The organism is Bacillus sp. DB-2, assembly GCF_003315125.1.
Lineage (GTDB): Bacteria > Bacillota > Bacilli > Bacillales > Bacillaceae_G > Bacillus_A > Bacillus_A mycoides.
Map to the genome: position 1 here is coordinate 1 of NZ_QNRN01000002.1, position 18,193 is coordinate 18,193.

Annotated in this window: 17 protein-coding genes, 2 pseudogenes and 1 riboswitch; of the genes and pseudogenes, 7 read left to right on the plus strand and 12 right to left on the minus strand. The window is 34.9% G+C overall.

The window, feature by feature from the left end:
• Positions 1–401: 401 nt before the first annotated feature.
• The 4 genes from DET63_RS02975 to DET63_RS02995 all read right to left on the minus strand — a co-directional run bounded on the left by DET63_RS02975 (position 402) and on the right by DET63_RS02995 (position 3,744).
• A complete protein-coding gene (locus tag DET63_RS02975; protein ID WP_113935791.1) occupies positions 402–1,073 on the minus strand; it encodes a nucleoside/nucleotide kinase family protein in 672 nt (223 codons plus the stop codon).
• A 164-nt stretch (positions 1,074–1,237) separates the two neighbouring features.
• On the minus strand, positions 1,238–1,981 hold the full coding sequence (locus DET63_RS02985) for a metallophosphoesterase family protein (protein ID WP_113935792.1): 744 nt from the start codon (positions 1,979–1,981) through the stop codon (positions 1,238–1,240).
• Positions 1,982–1,994: 13 nt separating this feature from the next.
• Positions 1,995–2,951, minus strand: a complete 957-nt coding sequence (locus tag DET63_RS02990; RefSeq protein ID WP_113935793.1) for an aminoglycoside phosphotransferase family protein — start codon at positions 2,949–2,951, stop codon at positions 1,995–1,997.
• A complete protein-coding gene (locus DET63_RS02995; RefSeq protein WP_113935794.1) occupies positions 2,947–3,744 on the minus strand; it encodes a VOC family protein in 798 nt (265 codons plus the stop codon). Before DET63_RS02995 ends, DET63_RS02990 begins: the two co-directional genes overlap by 5 nt.
• A gap of 207 nt (positions 3,745–3,951) precedes the next feature.
• Between DET63_RS02995 and DET63_RS03000 the strand changes: the two genes are divergently transcribed.
• Positions 3,952–4,845: a sulfite exporter TauE/SafE family protein gene (locus DET63_RS03000; protein WP_113935795.1), complete on the plus strand. Its 894-nt coding sequence runs from the start codon at positions 3,952–3,954 to the stop codon at positions 4,843–4,845.
• A gap of 40 nt (positions 4,846–4,885) precedes the next feature.
• On the opposite strand, the gene DET63_RS03005 is transcribed toward DET63_RS03000, so the two are convergent.
• On the minus strand, positions 4,886–5,335 hold the full coding sequence (locus DET63_RS03005; RefSeq protein WP_113935796.1) for a GNAT family N-acetyltransferase: 450 nt from the start codon (positions 5,333–5,335) through the stop codon (positions 4,886–4,888).
• Between the two features lie 384 nt (positions 5,336–5,719).
• Positions 5,720–5,912, plus strand: a riboswitch (Lysine riboswitch).
• A 112-nt stretch (positions 5,913–6,024) separates the two neighbouring features.
• On the opposite strand from DET63_RS03005, the gene DET63_RS03010 reads away from it, so the two are divergent.
• The 3 genes from DET63_RS03010 (at position 6,025) to DET63_RS03020 (ending at position 8,720) form a co-directional block, all read left to right on the plus strand.
• On the plus strand, positions 6,025–7,491 hold the full coding sequence (locus tag DET63_RS03010) for an amino acid permease (protein ID WP_113935797.1): 1,467 nt from the start codon (positions 6,025–6,027) through the stop codon (positions 7,489–7,491).
• Positions 7,492–7,610: 119 nt separating this feature from the next.
• Positions 7,611–7,916: an iron-sulfur cluster biosynthesis family protein gene (locus DET63_RS03015; protein WP_113935798.1), complete on the plus strand. Its 306-nt coding sequence runs from the start codon at positions 7,611–7,613 to the stop codon at positions 7,914–7,916.
• A gap of 33 nt (positions 7,917–7,949) precedes the next feature.
• Positions 7,950–8,720, plus strand: a complete 771-nt coding sequence (locus tag DET63_RS03020) for a DNA alkylation repair protein (RefSeq protein ID WP_113935799.1) — start codon at positions 7,950–7,952, stop codon at positions 8,718–8,720.
• A 64-nt stretch (positions 8,721–8,784) separates the two neighbouring features.
• On the opposite strand, the gene DET63_RS03025 is transcribed toward DET63_RS03020, so the two are convergent.
• Positions 8,785–9,276 carry a DUF2716 domain-containing protein gene (locus DET63_RS03025; protein WP_113935800.1) on the minus strand — a complete coding sequence of 164 codons (492 nt, stop codon included), beginning with the start codon at positions 9,274–9,276 and terminating at the stop codon, positions 8,785–8,787.
• A 194-nt stretch (positions 9,277–9,470) separates the two neighbouring features.
• Here DET63_RS03025 and DET63_RS03030 point away from each other — a divergent pair, with 194 nt between their 5' ends.
• Positions 9,471–10,235 (plus strand): class I SAM-dependent methyltransferase, encoded by a 765-nt coding sequence (locus DET63_RS03030; RefSeq protein WP_113935801.1) that lies wholly within the window; start codon positions 9,471–9,473, stop codon positions 10,233–10,235.
• 82 nt (positions 10,236–10,317) lie between these two features.
• On the opposite strand, the pseudogene DET63_RS31115 reads toward DET63_RS03030, so the two are convergent.
• The 3 genes and pseudogenes from DET63_RS31115 to DET63_RS03045 all read right to left on the minus strand — a co-directional run.
• A pseudogene (locus DET63_RS31115) lies at positions 10,318–10,404 on the minus strand (NUDIX hydrolase); the annotation flags it as partial.
• Between the two features lie 11 nt (positions 10,405–10,415).
• Entirely contained in the window at positions 10,416–10,874 is a 459-nt protein-coding gene (locus DET63_RS03040) for a VOC family protein (protein ID WP_113935802.1), read from the minus strand.
• A gap of 334 nt (positions 10,875–11,208) precedes the next feature.
• A pseudogene (locus DET63_RS03045) lies at positions 11,209–11,304 on the minus strand (NUDIX hydrolase); the annotation flags it as partial.
• 185 nt (positions 11,305–11,489) lie between these two features.
• On the opposite strand from DET63_RS03045, the gene DET63_RS03055 reads away from it, so the two are divergent.
• Positions 11,490–12,122, plus strand: a complete 633-nt coding sequence (locus DET63_RS03055) for a CmcI family methyltransferase (RefSeq protein WP_113935804.1) — start codon at positions 11,490–11,492, stop codon at positions 12,120–12,122.
• 10 nt (positions 12,123–12,132) lie between these two features.
• On the opposite strand, the gene lepB is transcribed toward DET63_RS03055, so the two are convergent.
• From lepB to DET63_RS03070, 3 genes are all read right to left on the minus strand, one after another.
• The gene (gene lepB, locus DET63_RS03060) at positions 12,133–12,654 is read right to left on the minus strand and encodes a signal peptidase I (protein WP_113935805.1); all 522 of its coding nucleotides are present in this window, start codon (positions 12,652–12,654) and stop codon (positions 12,133–12,135) included.
• A 110-nt stretch (positions 12,655–12,764) separates the two neighbouring features.
• Positions 12,765–14,921, minus strand: coding sequence for a peptidoglycan D,D-transpeptidase FtsI family protein (locus DET63_RS03065; RefSeq protein ID WP_181777886.1), 2,157 nt, complete (start codon positions 14,919–14,921; stop codon positions 12,765–12,767).
• Positions 14,922–15,147: 226 nt separating this feature from the next.
• A complete protein-coding gene (locus tag DET63_RS03070; protein ID WP_113935807.1) occupies positions 15,148–15,873 on the minus strand; it encodes an NAD-dependent protein deacylase in 726 nt (241 codons plus the stop codon).
• Between the two features lie 393 nt (positions 15,874–16,266).
• Here DET63_RS03070 and DET63_RS03075 point away from each other — a divergent pair, with 393 nt between their 5' ends.
• Entirely contained in the window at positions 16,267–17,754 is a 1,488-nt protein-coding gene (locus DET63_RS03075) for a peptide MFS transporter (RefSeq protein WP_113935808.1), read from the plus strand.
• The last annotated feature ends 439 nt before the right edge of the window (positions 17,755–18,193 follow it).

Here is an 18,193-nt window from a genome sequence, read left to right on the forward strand (position 1 = left end):
CGAGATAGTCGTTGAACGTTCATCTTATCCATTTTGACTTAGATGATTCGAGGCGGAAGACCCATTGTTCTAGTGTTTAGGATTTAACCTTGCACCATCTGATTGATTTTTTCTGCTTTCGCGACATTCACGCTCGCCATTTCTAGCCACGCTGTAGTTCAATCAGCTTTAGGGATTGCCCGCAGTTAACCCTCACTACTAACCAATCACTTGACTAGCAGGGCTTACTGATATATTTAATTAACTTTGGTTATAATTGGTTAAATAAATCGTAACAGTTAGTTACCCTTTTTACGTTTTTTAATTACCTTATCCCCTGTTGTTCACTTCATAAAATTAATTTCATTATACAAGAATTATAACAACAAATATAAGGTTATACATATATTTCTGACTATGTATTACGTTCTTTCATGAAATACAACTTCTGGATTTGCTAAATCACTATTCCGAAATACAACATCCGCATAACTTTTGGGATTATGCTCATCTATATACATTTTACAGGCCGCATGATATCTGTTTAAAAACATTTTCTCAGCTTTTTCATAACTTCCAAAAGCCTCAGTCTCGCGCTTTGCACCACGTTTTCTCGCAGTCTCAAAATCTGTATCTACGAAAATTTTATAGTCAAATAAATGTGCAACGTCTTTTTTCAATAGAAACGTTCCATCTACTATTAGTACCATATTGTGCTGGGCCCTTAACGGCTCATTATGTACAGGCATATCCGTTTTTAAATTATGAGAAATTGTTTCATATTGTAAATTCCCGTCTGGTCCTAAAGGCTTTAATAACCTTTCTTTGAAAGCTGTATAATCGTGTGCATCTTCGTAATACCCTCTTGCCGATTCTTTTCCTTGCACGTATCGAATTGCTCTCGGATTATGAAAATCGTCGATGCTGGCGCGTGTTACTGGAACTCCGAGCTTTTTCATTTCCTCTGCTAATTCGTTTGCAAATGTTGTTTTTCCCGACGCTGTAATACCGCTTACACCAACTCTTGTTGGATGGGTCAAGTTTAATTTGAAAATGTGATCTGCAATTTCTTTGATTCGTTGTTTTCGGTTCATGATATTTCCTCCTACAATTAGTTTACATAACATTATTATGAGTAAGAATTTATGTCACTATTTGTCGGTAAATCGATATCCTTTGTCGAATCGTCGATATATCGAAAAAATCGTTGATATATTTTAAGTTATGATAGATATATTTTTATTGATTTATATTTTCCTTATTTCCCCTTAAAACCTCGATATAAAGCAGTCCGTAATTCTTGCTTGTATTCTTCAATTTCTGGCATATCAAGCTCCTCAGCTAGTCGGATGGCTAATTCAATATCATATGGTACTCGTACGAGTTGAATGGAAAAGCTCGCTGCTTCTTTTTCATTGTAAGTTCCTTCAAAAATTAAATAGGAAGCTTGTGTAATTTCAAGAGGATTTCCTACACTACCAGCATTACATAACGTTTTCCCTCTGAAATTTTGAACGTATGCTTGATGAACGTCACCGTAGCAAACGACATCTGGTTTTCTTTCCCCTTCTATATTCTCTGTCAACTCACTATTTTCGAACATACTAACACGCTCTTCTCTTGAAGCGTGTGGTTGAATTCTTTCATACAAACTTCTCGGTGAAGCGTGGAACATACGAATGAGTTTGCCGCTCATAAAAAATTCAATTGAAAATGGTAAGCTTCTTAAATACTCATTTTGTTCTTCTGACAGTTGTTTTTGATGCCATTTTAACGCTTCAAATTCAGTCGGTTTTGTAATGAAATCATCCCAATTTCCCATTACGGTTCCTTCACATTCTTTACGAACGATTTCAATTACTTCGCTAGAATGAGGACCTTTTCCTACTAAATCTCCAAGACAAATAATACGTTCAATTCCTCTTAATTTAATATCTTTTAGTACAGATTCTAATGCCGGAATATTACCATGTATGTCTGAAATTACCGCAATTTTATCCAAATGAATCCCTCCGTTATTTATTGTTTATTATATCCGCATGTTGTGATTGATACCATTTTGGAATATAAGATGAAAAATGATTATGATCTTCTATAATTCGGTTCAATCTCTCTTTCATATCATCTACTAAGTGTGGCGTGCTTCGGTTTGTCCATACGATATCCGCTGGGAATGTCATCGCTGCATATAATGAATACAGTTTCCAAAAATGGATTGACGGTTCACCTCCGCAATAACCGTAAACTTGTCCAACCGCAAATGGTTTGCTTATTCTTGTAGTAAAAATCGCTACGTTATAAAAATCGTGTATTGGATCGCCAAAATCATATCCACCAAAATCGATAACGATAAATTCATTATTATGAATCATACTATTTGCTGGATGGAAGTCATCGTGTAAAAATGTGATAGGCCGATTTTTCAATAAGTCTTTATGATTTTCTACAAAGGTTAATACTGGCTTCATATCGAGAAAATTCACCTCATAATCTGCTAATGCCTCTATGTACCTTTCATACTTATTCCACCTAAATATTTCCCATTTATTACTTGCACTTTCTCTTTCTATCGAGTGAATTCTCTTTAATATTTCCCCTGCTTTTCTTCCTGCATTATACTGTTCTTCCACCGATAGCTTGCTTAAGCTCTCTTCTCCATTTACACCTTGGACCCATTCAAATACTTGAACACATTTATTTAATTCCTCAAGTTTTATGAAATGAATTAACTTCGGCGTTGGAATATGTAATAACTCCAATTTTTTCATATACATATATTCTTCTTGTTTTCGTTCATAATTAGAAGAATCACACACTTTTACAAAATAAGTTTCTCGATTCTCTAGGTCAATTTTATACTTCTCTTCGTGTGAAAAACCTTTTGTAATTGCTGTACATTTTACAATACGTGACCACTCTAGTTTTCTTTCTATCTCTCTTAATATCTCTTCTACACACTCACCTCTATCAATATACGAACAAACTACCTAACACTTCATACTCTCGTTTATTTTCCCCTTTAAACTCCACTGCAAATGGATATTCGCCATGATGCTTCAAACGTTCTAGTACTAGTCCTTCTCCAACTGGTTCACAAAACTGCACATGAACATCACCAAACGATATACTTTGACACTCAGCATTCCATTCTTCATTTTGTATGATTGAATTTGCAGTTAGCCCCATTACTTCTTTCCATTTCCGCACTGTTTCTCGAACATTTTTCACCGCGTAATGAATCGTTTCAATTTGTTGTACTTTATTTTTATGTTCAGTAATCGTCCCTATTTTACGTAAATCGTTTCTTCTTTCTTCATCCGTTTCATTCCACTGTATAAAGAATGGTAATTTCGGTCTATTCTCTTCTTGCTTTACAAATAACATTTTCCATTCTAAAAGCCGACCATCTTTTCTCATCCGTTTCCCTTCAAATGGTCCTATCGTATGTAAGCCGTGCTTATTAAATTTAACTGCTAGTTCTTCAATTGCATCTGTTCGAATTGCGATTTGTAGCATCCCTTCTCCATTTTTTAATTTCACCACTGTTTCTTGTACTAATGGATTTTCCGCTTCTTTCGCTTTTTCTTCATGCTGAACTGCTAAAAATTCTATATATGATAAATCAAAATAACATAAACTATTCCAAGTACCCCAAGTCGTATGCTCTCCGCCTAATGCAGTATGAAATTCATGCTCCTGCATTTGTTTTGCCGCTTCCTCCGGTGTACAATGTACTGCGTGAACGAGATGATCAAATGCTAACATAGTCTTTCTCCCCTTTCTCTCCATCCTTTTATTGTATATTTTATTTTTCTTTCGTTCAATTCAAAAAACTTTAAAACCAAGTTGATTTATACGATTAATATGTATTATAATGAAACAAATTTAATTATTGCTGATTGGAAAAACCAAAGGCACTTTTCTCATACGGGAAAAGTGTCTTTTTCATTTATTATTACAGGGGGATTATTTATGCAGAAATTAATTGTCTTTGCTATTATTGGATTTTTCGCTCAATTGATCGATGGTGCACTTGGTATGGCGTACGGGGTAACGTCTACCTCACTATTATTAATGTTTGGTATCGCACCAGCTGTAGCTTCCGCATCAGTTCATTTAGCTGAAGTCGTTACAACCGCCGCTTCTGGTGCATCTCATATCAAATTTGGAAACGTTGATAAATATACAGCTTCCAGACTTACATTACCAGGGGCAATTGGCGCATTTATTGGGGCATGTTTTTTAAGTAATTTACCTGGCGATGTAATTAAACCGTACATTTCCTTATTTTTATTTACTTTAGGGGTTTATATTTTATTACGATTCATCATTCAAAAACAAATTGTTTCTTCAAATAAGCGTATGTCTGCTAAACAACTTGTACCACTCGGTCTGTTCGCAGGATTCGTTGATTCAACTGGCGGTGGTGGCTGGGGACCTATTACGACACCTGTTCTACTTGCAAAAGGAAATGATGCTAGAAAAGTTATTGGATCTGTAGATACGAGCGAATTTCCCGTTTCACTCGCTGCAACAATCGGCTTTTTCATCTCACTTGGTTGGGAACAAATAAGCTGGGTTTGGGTATTTGCCCTCATGCTTGGTGGTATTGTTGCCGCACCAATCGCCGCATGGTTAGTACGCATCGTTCCTTCTCATTTACTTGGCGTACTCGTTGGCGGACTTATTATCTTTACGAATATACGTACATTACTTACATCATTTAAAGTTGATCCAACTATTATTACACTTTCTTACGTTGCAGTTGGCCTTATCGTTATTATCTCTATTTTTATTGCTGTTCGTAACCATTCGAAACATTCAACAATTGGATACCCGGCAGATCAAAAACAAATGTTGCCATAATCATAAAAAATACCGCCCGATTTACTTCGAGCGGTATTTTTTATTTTTCTATTTTCCAATTGACCATCGTTTCAGTACTATTTACTCTTTTCATATGTAATTTCTCTAATACACGAATGGAGCTATAGTTATCAAGGAGTGTCTCCGCTATAATCATTTCCACTTCCCCTGTTTGAAAAGCCCATTTCATTAATTCACTAACTGCTTCTGTTGCATACCCTTTATTCCAATATTTCTCAATAAATCCATAACCAATTTCTACTGTATGTTGCTCATTCGGTTTCCCTTTAAATCCTATATCACCTAGAACAACATCATCCTCTTTCCGAATAACATACCACGGTCCCCACGGTAATGAAGCCACATCTCGTTTCACATTTTCTATATGCCCTACAATATGTGGGCCACTATTGTATCCTTGATTATTCGCAATTTGAATCCATTCTTCTGTACACGGTACTATATGTAATCTTTCCGTTTCTAATTTCATAATGATATCCCCTTTTCAATTAAACAATACCTCAATTTTATCAGAAATAAAAAGAATATTCATTCTATTTATTGGATTTATACTTATTCTTTGAAACGAATTTAAGGAATAATCCCCTTTTAATAGTTATGTCGAATTATATTTTCTGAATTTTCTTTTAATTTTAAAGGGTTTTTCAATATTTTTTGCGAAACATTTGTATAACAATTTTTTCTTTGCTTATTGTTACATAAAAGTAGGTTCGGGTGGAGTTATGCAAGCGTTTCCTATACAATAACCGATATTTTTTGACTTTTCCTAACAAAATTCCTTGCAATATATTCAGAAAGTCATTACAATTGCCATATATTAAATATCTTAGCAATATATAAATCCTCATCAATCCGATGAGGTAGAGGTTGCGACTTTTAAAAGTAAAATGGACGAGACACAGCGAATGTCACTGACTCCGTTTGAAAGGAAAAGTTGCCGAAGTTTATATTTCTTCTCTGGAAATATGAGCTGGGGCTGTCTCCGAAAGGAACAGAACTGTCACGTTTACAAAATTACCGTGTAAACGTGGTGTGCTATCTTAACGGAAGGGTATGATGGGGTGGTTATTTGTGAAACGTTCCGCCTAATTCCTTTGGCGGTTTTTTGTATTTTTCTCCCCCGCTCCTTCCTAACCTACAAGAAAAGGAGTGTTGAACATGAATAGCGCAACAAATCAATCTACCTCTAAAACGCAAACTACACAAGGACAAGGTGAATTAAAACGCGGATTAAAATCTCGTCACCTTACGATGATTTCTCTCGGTGGTACAATCGGTACCGGATTATTTCTTGCCAGTGGTGGTGTTATCCATTCAGCTGGTCCTGGCGGTGCATTAGTCGCATATGCCGCAATTGGAATTATGGTTTATTTTTTAATGACAAGCTTAGCAGAACTCGCAGCTTACATGCCTGTTACTGGATCTTTTAGCACTTATGCAACAAAATTTGTTGATCCATCACTTGGCTTTGCACTTGGATGGAACTATTGGTATAACTGGGCAATTACGATCGCTGCTGAACTAGCAGCCGTAACATTAATTATGAAATTTTGGTTCCCAGATACCCCTTCTCTTATTTGGAGTGGACTTTGTTTAGCTATTATTTTTCTCTTAAACTATTTATCTGTTAAAGGTTTTGGTGAATCTGAATATTGGTTCGCACTTATTAAAGTAGTTACTATTATTATCTTTTTAATTGTCGGTTTTATGATGATTTTTGGAATTATGGGCGGCGAAGCTGTCGGCTTTAAAAACTTCACTGTTGCAGATGCACCATTTAATGGCGGCATCATGGCAATTATCGGTGTATTTATGGCTGCTGGTTTCTCATTCCAAGGAACTGAATTATTAGGAGTAGCTGCTGGTGAAACTGCTGATCCAGAACGCAATATTCCAAAAGCAATTCGTTCTATCTTTTGGCGTATTATATTATTCTACATTTTAGCAATTCTCGTTATCGGTTTATTAATTCCTTATACGACTGAAAGCCTTGCAGCAAGTGATGTTACAGTAAGTCCATTTACACTTGTATTTGAAAAAGCGGGCGTTGCCTTCGCTGCTTCTGTTATGAACGCTGTTATTTTAACTGCAGTACTTTCTGCTGGTAACTCTGGAATGTATGCATCAACTCGTATGCTTTGGGATTTAGCTCGCCAAGGAAAAGCACCAAAATTCTTAGGAAAATTAGATAGCCGCGGTGTACCTGTTAACGCATTAATCGCAACATCAGTAGTTGGTAGCGTCGCTTTCATCGCTTCTTTATTCGGTGACGGTGTTGTATACATTTGGTTATTAAATGCTTCTGGAATGTCAGGATTTATTGCTTGGGTAGGAATTGCTATTAGTCATTACCGTTTCCGAAAAGCCTATATTGCACAAGGGAAAGATTTGAAAGATTTACCATATCAAGCGAAATGGTTCCCGTTCGGTCCAATCTTTGCATTTGCACTTTGTGTTATCGTTATTTTAGGCCAAAACTACGGAGCATTTACAGGAGCATCTATCGACTGGAACGGTGTACTCGTTTCTTACATCGGTTTACCACTCTTCTTAGTACTATGGTTGGGCTATAAATTTACTAAGAAAACGAAAGTCATTCCACTTGATAAATGTGAACTGAAATAGAGTATAGCAAAACGAGCAAACAAAATTGTTTGCTCGTTTTTTTATTACAATTCCATTTACTTCCCTATTTCTTATCTTTTTGCAATAATAAAGTAAATACACTTAAAGGTTGGGATCACATGAACATTCGTATTACTGATGAAGCAAAAGCTGCTATACATAGATTAGAACGTGAAGACAAAAAGATTATTCGCATTAGAGGGACAATGACAAACTCTTGTAGCATTTTCGTTGATGTTGATTTAATTTGGGATACATATAATGCGGATGATGTTGTATATGAAGATGAAATGCTTATTGTACAAATGGACTCATTCACGAAAGACTACACTGGTGGTACATTAAAACTTGATTATAAGACGACAGGTTTTAGTATTACGACTCCTAATGAGACTTTGGTGTATGGATTGTCGATTAAAAAATAAACATTGTTTTTATCCGACCAATGGGGTGAAAAAATGGGCAAATATGTTCCATTAAAATTTTTATTCAGCGAAGAATTAGCAGAAAAAATAGCTGATTCTATTTGTAAACACGATCCTAATTTCTCTAAAAGAAACTTTGTATCTACCGTGACATGTAAAGTTGAAAATTTAGAGTTAAAGCAACGTATAGAAGTAATAGCAGATGAATTACACAATACATTACAAAAAGATTTTAATGAAGCAATACATATATTACTGAAAACATTGGGACCAGAAAATACTACAGAAGTAGGCACATTTACAAACGGATACATGTACATGCCTATTGCAAAATACGTTGAAAAATATGGACTTAACGATTTTGAATCCTCATTCAATGCCATGTATGAAATAACAAAAAGAAATACTGCTGAATATGCCATTCGTCCTTATCTTGAAAAATACCATGAAGGAACCTTGGACATATTGCAGCAATGGTTACGTGATGAAAACAGCCACATCAGGAGATTAGTTTCAGAAGGTACTAGACCAAGACTTCCTTGGGCAAAAAAAATAGGAGCTCTGAAAGGTGACTTCAGAAATAATTTAAAGCTTCTTGAGCCATTAATGAATGACCCTTCTAAGTATGTTCAAAAATCTGTAGCCAATCACATTAATGATATTACGAAAGAAGATAACGAACTCGTTTTTCAATGGTTGCAACAATTACTCGATAAAAACCATCCTGTTAATCCTTGGATTATGAAACATGGATTAAGAACGGTGATAAAAAATGGTACTTTACCAAAAGATTTTTCTTTTTAAGTATTTTATACAAAAACGCTTATGCTTCAAAAATGAAGTATAAGCGTTTTTTCTCTTTAAAACATTATCCCTGCCTTAAAATATTTTGAAACATTTCTGGCTTACGTTGTTCAAAGCTCTCTATTAATTCTTTTCCAAATATCGTTATACTCTCCTCCCACGGATGCCCTAAATAGCCCCACTTAAAGTCCTTCTGAATAAAAAAATAGTAATCTCCATTTGGAAAAATCGGGATTGTCCACTCATCAAATTCATTTCTATCGAACTTTAAACGTGGATTTACCCAGTAACATTCATGTTGCCAATCAATTGCCATTATATATTCATTCGATACTGTATTCTCTTTAAAAACTAGTAATGCTTTTTCTTCCAGATCGTCATATACATTTAAATCTATCGATTCTCCAAAGCAATGAGAAATATCATATGTTATAAAGGGACTTGGTACCTTAAATGATGGGAATGTAGAATCACTTGGCGAAAACTTAAGTTCACTATATACCCTATCCCATATTTGGTCGTACTCTTTGTCTGTAAACTCCATCCAATTTTTCATTAAACAACTGCCTTCCCCTATAATTTCAAAGGATTTTCACTCGATACTCCCGAATATATAAATAACCATTCTCGCAAGGAGCTAATTCATATGAATCTATTCGAACACGAAACGTAAAACCGCTTCATTTTAATAAGAGGTCCTCCCTTTTTTCTCATCATATCACTCATTTTTAAAAATAGGAGGACAACAATATGAAACGCGATCCATTATTTTTAACTTTTTTAGAAAGTGCTAATACAAATTTTAGTGGCTGGGATTTCTCTTTCATTTCAGAAACTGGCCGTATGAATAGCGAGCCCCTATCATGGTCATACGGTAGCACTGCTTTCCAGCTTATGCAACGTGCAAAATCAATGCTAGATATGGGGACTGGTGGCGGAGAGTTTTTATCTATGTTACAACCGTTCCCGTCAACTATTTATGCGACTGAGGGCTATGCTCCGAATGTCCCAATTGCACGAAAGAAATTAGAACCTTTAGGAGTTATAGTCGTAGAAGTGACTGATGATACTGCTTTACCATTTCAAGATGGTCAGTTTGATTTAATTGTGAATCAACATGAATCCTATTCTGCTTCTGAAGTGAAAAGAAGTCTTTCCATCAATGGAACATTTCTTACACAACAAGTCGGTGGTCTTGATTGTGCGGAACTGAATGAGCAGTTTGGCACACCGCTGAATAGCGAATTTTCAAGTTGGTCACTCGAAACGGCATGTAGTGAATTAGAACAAAATGGATTTACTATTTTAGAAGCGAAAGAAGAATTCCCTCTTCAGCGTTTTTATGATGTCGGTGCTGTTGCCTATTACTTAAAAGCAATTCCGTGGCAAATTCCTGATTTTACAGTAGAAAGGTATTATGAGGAATTATATCGCATACATGAAATCATCTTGCAAAAAGGATATTTTGATGTGCAGCAACATCGTTTTATTATAAAAGCGAATTATGTAGAGTAAAACTTGAATTAGCATTCCTTACAAAAAAGCCAAATTCTTTATTGGAATTTGGCTTTTTCTTTGTATTTTAACGTGTCTTTTCCTATTGTGAAACGAGATGTTTTTCATATCGTTTCTCCGTATCATCTTCTGTCAGAATAGACCTTGTGTAATCAACAATATTCCGGGATACAATCTCATTTATTTTTCTTGGTGTTCCGCATCCCATTCACTTAAATAGGATGCATATTCTAATTCATCTGGATTATCATGTAACATAGAAATAAACTCTAATTTATTTCCATCACAATCCAGAAAGTATACACTTGCAGCTGGCATCCATCTTTGGACAATTGGTTCTTGATTTCCCTTCCCTTGGCTCCCTACCACTTCTATTCCACGATTCTCTAACCACACTTTAGAAGTCTTTAGAAATTCTAAATCTACACCAAAAGCAAAGTGTTTCATCTCAAAAGCTTCATTGTTATGTACCTCCCATAGTCCAAGCATTTGCTTTTTACTTTCTCCTACCCAAAAGAAAGCCACTTTTCTTTTGGAGAGTTTTCTTGCTAATGCTAACCCCAACTTATTTTGATAGAAATCTATAGCCTTTTCTAAATCTCTTACATGTAAATGAGTTTCGTATATGTTCCGTATCATTCTGCTTATTCCTTTCTTTATTGGTAACTACGGGTTGAGTAGTTACTATAATTATAAATCTGAAGTATGTATAATCATTGTAATGTATCTCCATATCCGATATACCTAGTTACTATTATTATATCGAAATTGGAATATAATAAATCTAACTGAGGTAGCAAATTCAAATAAAAACTCTACTACTTTTGTAGGAGAAATCTCCATTAAATTCAGATGAAATCATATTTAAATAATGAAAAAACGCTATTCTTTTAGTATGAATATAAAGAAGGGATAGCATTTTTTACTCTTGGGATAGTTAATATTTTTAAGTTGATGAGCATGGAGTAGCATCAACGCCATTCCACATTCCCATTGTTGGCTTCTTGTTTCTATTTAAAAGGAGTATGTTATCCCCTTTTCTAATGAAGCAAATTGTGTACTTATACATATCGTCATTTCCTTTCTTTTACATCCTCTTCTGTAAGAAATTCATTTTCTACATGAGGAATTCTTATCATTTCCACGTAAAAACACTCTCCTTGTCATTGCTCCTCACATAATATACAGTACAACTTTCATACGTAAACACTTTACGTCCAACGAAAGAATCCTTTTGAGAAAGGAGAATTCAACATCGATAACATAGGAAATGAATTTTTAAAATGCTTTTATGATAGCAATGTATGGCCAAACGGTACAAACTGGCTCGGTGTCCCCATTTGCAAACTTCCCTCTGACCTTTTCTTATATCAAGAAATTATTTACGACTTACAACCGGATTTAATTATTGAATGCGGGACTTTCCATGGTGGTAGCGCACTTTATTTAGCTTCTATTCTAGATTTAATAGGAAAAGGTCACGTTCTTACTATTGATATAACGCCGCAACCAAATCGCCCATCACATAATCGGATTACGTATTTAACAGCTTCTTCTGTTTCTGTAAGTGCTGTCCAAACTATTTTAAGTATGCGAAAACCTGACGATGTTATTTTAGTTATTTTAGTTATTTTAGATTCCGATCATAGTAAAGAACATGTATTAAAAGAACTGCAATTATATAAATCAATTGTAACTACTGGTAGCTACATGATTGTCGAGGATACATGTATTAACGGAAATCCTATTCTTCCTGATTGGGGCCCTGGTCCGATGGAAGCTGTGGAAGAATTTTTAACAAAAAATAATAATTTCATAGTAGATGAGACAAGGCATAAATTTTTCATACCATTTAATCCGAATGGTTTTTTGAAGAAAATAAAATAACTAGACTAAACTAGTCTAGTATTTTCATTTTCGAAAAAGGATAGTACACAAATTCCACTTTTCCTATTATATTATCTTCTTCAATATACCCTAAGCCATTTCGACTATCCTTACTTTGTTCACGATTGTCTCCCATTACAAATAACTTATTTGGCGGAATCTTTGTCTTTTGAAAGTTGTAAAACACTTGTGTATTATTATATAAATCTTTATTTATATAAGGTTCCTCTTGCTTTTTGTCATTTACGTATACAGTTCCATTCGTTATGTTAATTACGTCACCAGGAAGTCCTATTACGCGTTTCACATAATATTTCGACTCATCCTCTTCCTTAATAATGACGATTTCTCCGTGCTGTAAGCTAGAAAAATGTACCGCAGCTTTATTTACAAATACGTAGTCTTCTTCATGTAAAGTTGGCTGCATTGATTTTCCTTCCACTTTACATAAAATGAAAGACTGGTACGTTACTACTAGGACAAATATAAATAGTATGTACTTTCCCCAACCTCTCTTATTCTCCTCTTTCATATCCATTCCCACCTTATCAAAACACTTTTTAACTCAAAAATATATCACTGCACCTGTTCATTTGCGCAGTGATATACTACAATTTGAATTTTTTACTGTGCCTTACTCGGCTATTGTGTTACTGGGACTGGACTTACACCCGATCTCTGCGTTTTTAAATCAAAATATGCATCCAAAACCTCTTTACCAATTGCAGAATTAATACCTGATTTATCATTATTTACCCATGGCACAACAACAGAAAAAGCAACTTCCGGATCAGCATCATATGGCGCATACCCGGCGAGAGTTAAATTATAACATTTTTTTCGATAGTTGTTTTCATCTCTTCCAATATCACTTTCTCCACCGTACACTGTTTCTGCTGTCCCTGTTTTCCCAGCCGGTTTATAAGGTAATCCTTTAAAAGTTCCAGCACCGGTCCCATCTACCTCTTGGAAAACTCTTCTAAACCCTTCTTTCACATGATTTATATATGAAAGATCCATATCCACTCGATTTAACACGACTGGTTCCATCGATTGCATAACTTTCCCGACTTCCTCTGGTCTATTTGGTTGCTCTCTAATTTCTTGTACAATTTGTGGTTTCATTCGGTAACCGCCATTTGCAATCGTTGACATATATTGCGCAAGCTGCAGCGGCGTATATGTATCATATTGCCCAATCGCATAGTCAAGTAAAAAACCAGGTATATTATCGGTTCTACCCATTTGACCAATCGATTCATTTGGAAGGTCAATACCGGTTGGTACACCTAAACCAAATTGTCTAAAGTAATAACGCATTTTATTAAACGCTTCTTGTTTAATATCTAGTGGATTATTTGGTACATAATCAATCCCCGCAATCTTTAACGCCGTATTAAACATGTAGACATTGGATGAAACTTGCAATGCTCTTAAATCATCAATATCTCCAAAGTCTTTCCACGATTTCTTCGGCTTCGAACTTCCTTTAAAGTACATTGGTGCATCAAAGAAATGCGTATATGGCTTAATCGCTTCTGTTTGATATCCTGCTAATACCGTAGCTCCTTTCACCGTTGATCCTAACTCGTAAGAACTTATCATCGTTCCTAAAGCGTAGTCTTCTATTTGCATCCCGCCATCTTTATTTACAATTTTCTTTCCTGCTAATGATAGAATTTGACCATTTTTCGGATTCATCATAACGACGAATGCACGATCCATCATCGGTTCAGAAGAATGAAATGCCCTTAAATTCCTTTCAAGACTTTCCTCCACCTTTTTCTGTAAATCCATATCAACTGTTAACATTAAATTATTTCCACTTTTTCCTTTTGTCACTTTTTCAGTCCGAATAATATTTCCAGCTTTATCAGTAATATTTTTAGACTGTTCTTTCGTTCCATGTAACACATCTTCGTATTGCTTTTCGATGTAACTCTTACCAATACGATCATTTCTGTTATAATCTCGTACTAAATAATAGTCTAATTGCTCCCTTGGTAATCCCTCATTCTCAGTAGAAACACTACCAAGTACAGAACGTAGTATTTTATCATTTGGATATTCGCGCTCCCAATCCACAGTCGTATCTACGCCTGGCAAGCTCGATAATCTTTCACTCACTACTGCATATTCATTTTGACTTACATCTTTTTTGACGATTTGTGGCGTCATTTTATATCCCGCATTCATTTTGCTTTTAATTGCTAGTACTTCTATATCCTCTTTCGAAAGCTCGTTTAATTCTTCTTGTGTAATTCTTTCTCGTCTCAACTCTTCTACTTTCTTATCTAAGTCTTTCCCTTCTATTTCCTGTTTCCTAAATTTACTCTCATCTTCTTTCGTTACTTTTGTTGCTGCACGTTTTTCGTTTAACTGCATCCAAAAGTCTTTTTTATCTGTCTCTGTTAACTTGTCCATATCTTCTTGCGGCATTTCAATTAGCTGCGCTAAATTTCTTGCCACTATTAAAACCTCTTTTGAGTCCACTCCTTTCATCTTCGTATATGTAACAGTTCGTAACGGTTTATTATTTACAATAACTTTCCCTTCCCGGTCAAACATCTTCCCTCTCGGAACTGGAGTACTCACCGTTACATCTTCCTTTTTATTCACTTCATTTCGATACGTTTCTCCGTCAATGATTTGTACTTTACCTAATTGAATAATAATAGCTGAAAATAAAAGAAAAACGATAAAAAATAGTACATTTAACCGAAAAGGAATATGAGTTTTTTTCTTTTTCGACTGTTTCTGTTTCTCCTTTTTCTGTCTCATTTTGCTCCCTCGCTTCATTCTATTAACATTTCTGCGCAAAAATCATTATGTATTAAATTTATTTATATGCTATATATAGAATTTTATATTAATTACAAAAGAAATAAAAGATTTAATTTTCAGTTTTTGATTTTCTCATCCTATTTATTACCATTCCCCTTATACGCAATAACATGAATATAATTCATACAAAAAAAACTGAGGTAGACATCATTCACCTCAGTTTCTTTACGAAAACAAAAACTTATTTAATCGAAGATAACCCTTTGGCAAATTCACCAATCTTATTTTGAAAAACAAAATCAAAATTGTATTCTTGCCCTGTTAACTCTTCATTTACTAAAATTGTTGTTGCGCCTACTTCTCTCTTTGCGATTTCTGGGAATGAAGCGACAGGTTGCACTTTTAATGACGTTCCCATTACGAGAAGTACATTTGTTTCATATAAACGTTTTATCGCATTTTGATATTGTGGTAACGTATCTCCGTATAAAACAACATCTGGGTTTAGAATGAAATTACACTTCCCGCAACGCGGTACTTCATGATCAATCATATATTGTAAATCATATCCCGTTTTACACTTCGGACAATGCGCAGTTTGAAGTGTTCCATGTAAATCAATTACATGTTTACTACCACCTACTTGATGCAAACCATCAATATTTTGCGTTAAAATCGTTATGTCTTTCCCTTGTTCTTCTAGCTCCGCTAAAAAGCGATGCCCGCGATTTGGTTTATATTGATGAAACGTATTAATTTGAAAGATTTCTTTATAATGCTTCCAAAACTCTTTCGGATTTCTATTATAATAGCCTCTCGACAAATACATCTCTACATTCGCATCAGCATATAATCCATTTGCTGAACGAAAATCAGGGATTCCACTTTCTGTGCTTGCACCAGCACCTGTTAACACTGTAATTTTCTTTGCTTTTTCTAATATCGAACGTACTTCCTCATATTGCACAAAAATCACCTCTATGTATATTCCTATACTTATTATACCAGTTGTTTACAGTAGGTGTTGTACAATTCATTTTACTTACTTCATTGCATGAATTAACCCCCAACTTTTTTGGGTGTAATTAAAGTTTCAAAGATAACTACTGTTCAATTAAGTCAACAATATACGTAGCATTCTTAGTAGCTAAAGCACTCTCACAATCAATTCTGGATTGTTTAGAGGTAGATTCAGTGAAAGGTGTGTCTAATGAGCAAATGACGATTTTTCAATTCATTTAGAAAGCAGCCAGAAGGCTGCTTTTCTTCATGGATGGGCTTAGATAGTTATGGACTACTGGGAGCCCCTTAAGTTATACTTGTATAATATAAAAAATTAACAAGGGGTAATATTAACATTATGAAAGAAAAAAACGAACTTGTTCAAAGTATTCCTCAAACAGGATTTTTTGGGCATCCAAAAGGATTATTCTCTTTATTCTTCACTGAGTTTTGGGAAAGGTTTTCTCATTACGGAATGAGAGCTATTTTACTGTATTATATGTACTATTCAGTCGCAAAAGGTGGATTAGGAATTGAACAATCTACCGCAACCTCGATAATGGCAATTTACGGTTCCTTACTGTTCATGTCTAGTATTATCGGTGGATGGATATCGGATCGTTTATTTGGTCCAAGTAAAACCGTATTCTTTGGTGGCGTTTTAATTATGATTGGCCATCTTATTTTAGCTTTACCGGGTAGTAAAAGTGCATTATTTATCTCTATGGTCTTCTTAGTTCTAGGAACAGGGTTGTTAAAGCCTAACATATCGAATATCGTAGGAAGTTTATACAGTGAAACAGATGCGCGTCGTGACTCAGGGTTCAGTATATTCTACATGGGTATTAACTTAGGTGCCTTACTTGCACCTTTAGTTGTCGGAACATTAGGTCAGCAATATAATTTCCACCTTGGTTTTGGAGTTGCGGCAATTGGTATGGCAATTGGGTTAGGGGTATTTGTTGGAACAAAACAGAAAAACCTTGGTCTAGTCGGTACGCAAGTACCTAATCCATTATCAGATTCGGAAAGAAAAAAGACTATTAAGTATTTCAGTTTTGGTCTGGTTGTATTAACATTGCTAGGTGTGGTTACAATTCCAACTGGGTTGTTAACTATAAATCGTTTTACATTCCTGATTAGTATCTTAGGGATTGTTATTCCAACCTATTATTTCATTTATATGTATCGTAGTCCTAAAACAACAAAAGTAGAGCAATCTCGTCTTCTTGCGTATATACCACTCTTTATTGCAGCTACAATATTTTGGTCTATACAAGAACAAGGTGCTATTATCTTAGCGACATACGCGGATCAACGAACTCAATTACAGTTCAATGGAATTACATTGCATTCCGCTTGGTTCCAATCATTAAGTCCAATCTTTATCGTAACGCTTGCCCCGATTTTTGCATGGGTTTGGATAAAGTTAGGCAAGAAGCAGCCTTCAACGGCAAAAAAATTCGCTATTGGATTGCTATTTGCAGGTTTATCATTCTTAGTTATGATTATTCCGGCTTTAATCAACGGTACTCACTCTTTAGTGAATCCTATGTGGTTAGTCCTTAGCTTCTTTTTAATTGTAATTGGAGAAGTTTGTTTATCTCCTTCAGGGTTATCAATAACGACGAAGCTGGCTCCAGCTGCTTTCTCTTCGCAAACCATGAGCTTATGGTTCTTATCAACTGCGTCTGCGCAAGCAATAAATGCCCAAGTTGTTAAACTGTATAATCCTGCAACAGAAGCAATTTACTTTGGTATTATTGGTGCTATCTCCATTTTAGTTAGCATCCTGCTGTTTACATTATCATCAAAAATCCAAAATTTCATGAAGGGACTTCAATAACGGTCTCTTATTGAAATGAACAAATACAAGTTTCTATGTGAAGAGTAGCCAAATGGGTTACTCTTTTTTGTAAAAGTTAGATAAATATCGCATTCTTACCGTACTTATATTTAAATTTATCAGTTTTGAAAAATCATAGTACAATTAACAATTCTGATGATTATCTCTTACCCAGTTATACTTTACTAATGGAAAAAAATTCACTCTGTTTGTTTTACATAAAAATGGTGTGATATTTTTATCACACCATTTTAAAATCATTACTTTGTATGTCTTTGAGTTTATCAGAACTTAACTTTTTATCCATTCATATAGACGAAAATTCGACATCATTAAGAAACTATTTAAAAAGTTTCCTTTTATTTGAAACAATTCCGTATATGTTAGACTGCCCTATTACAACAATCTCCCTCTTTGTATTCTATACTACATCTTCATA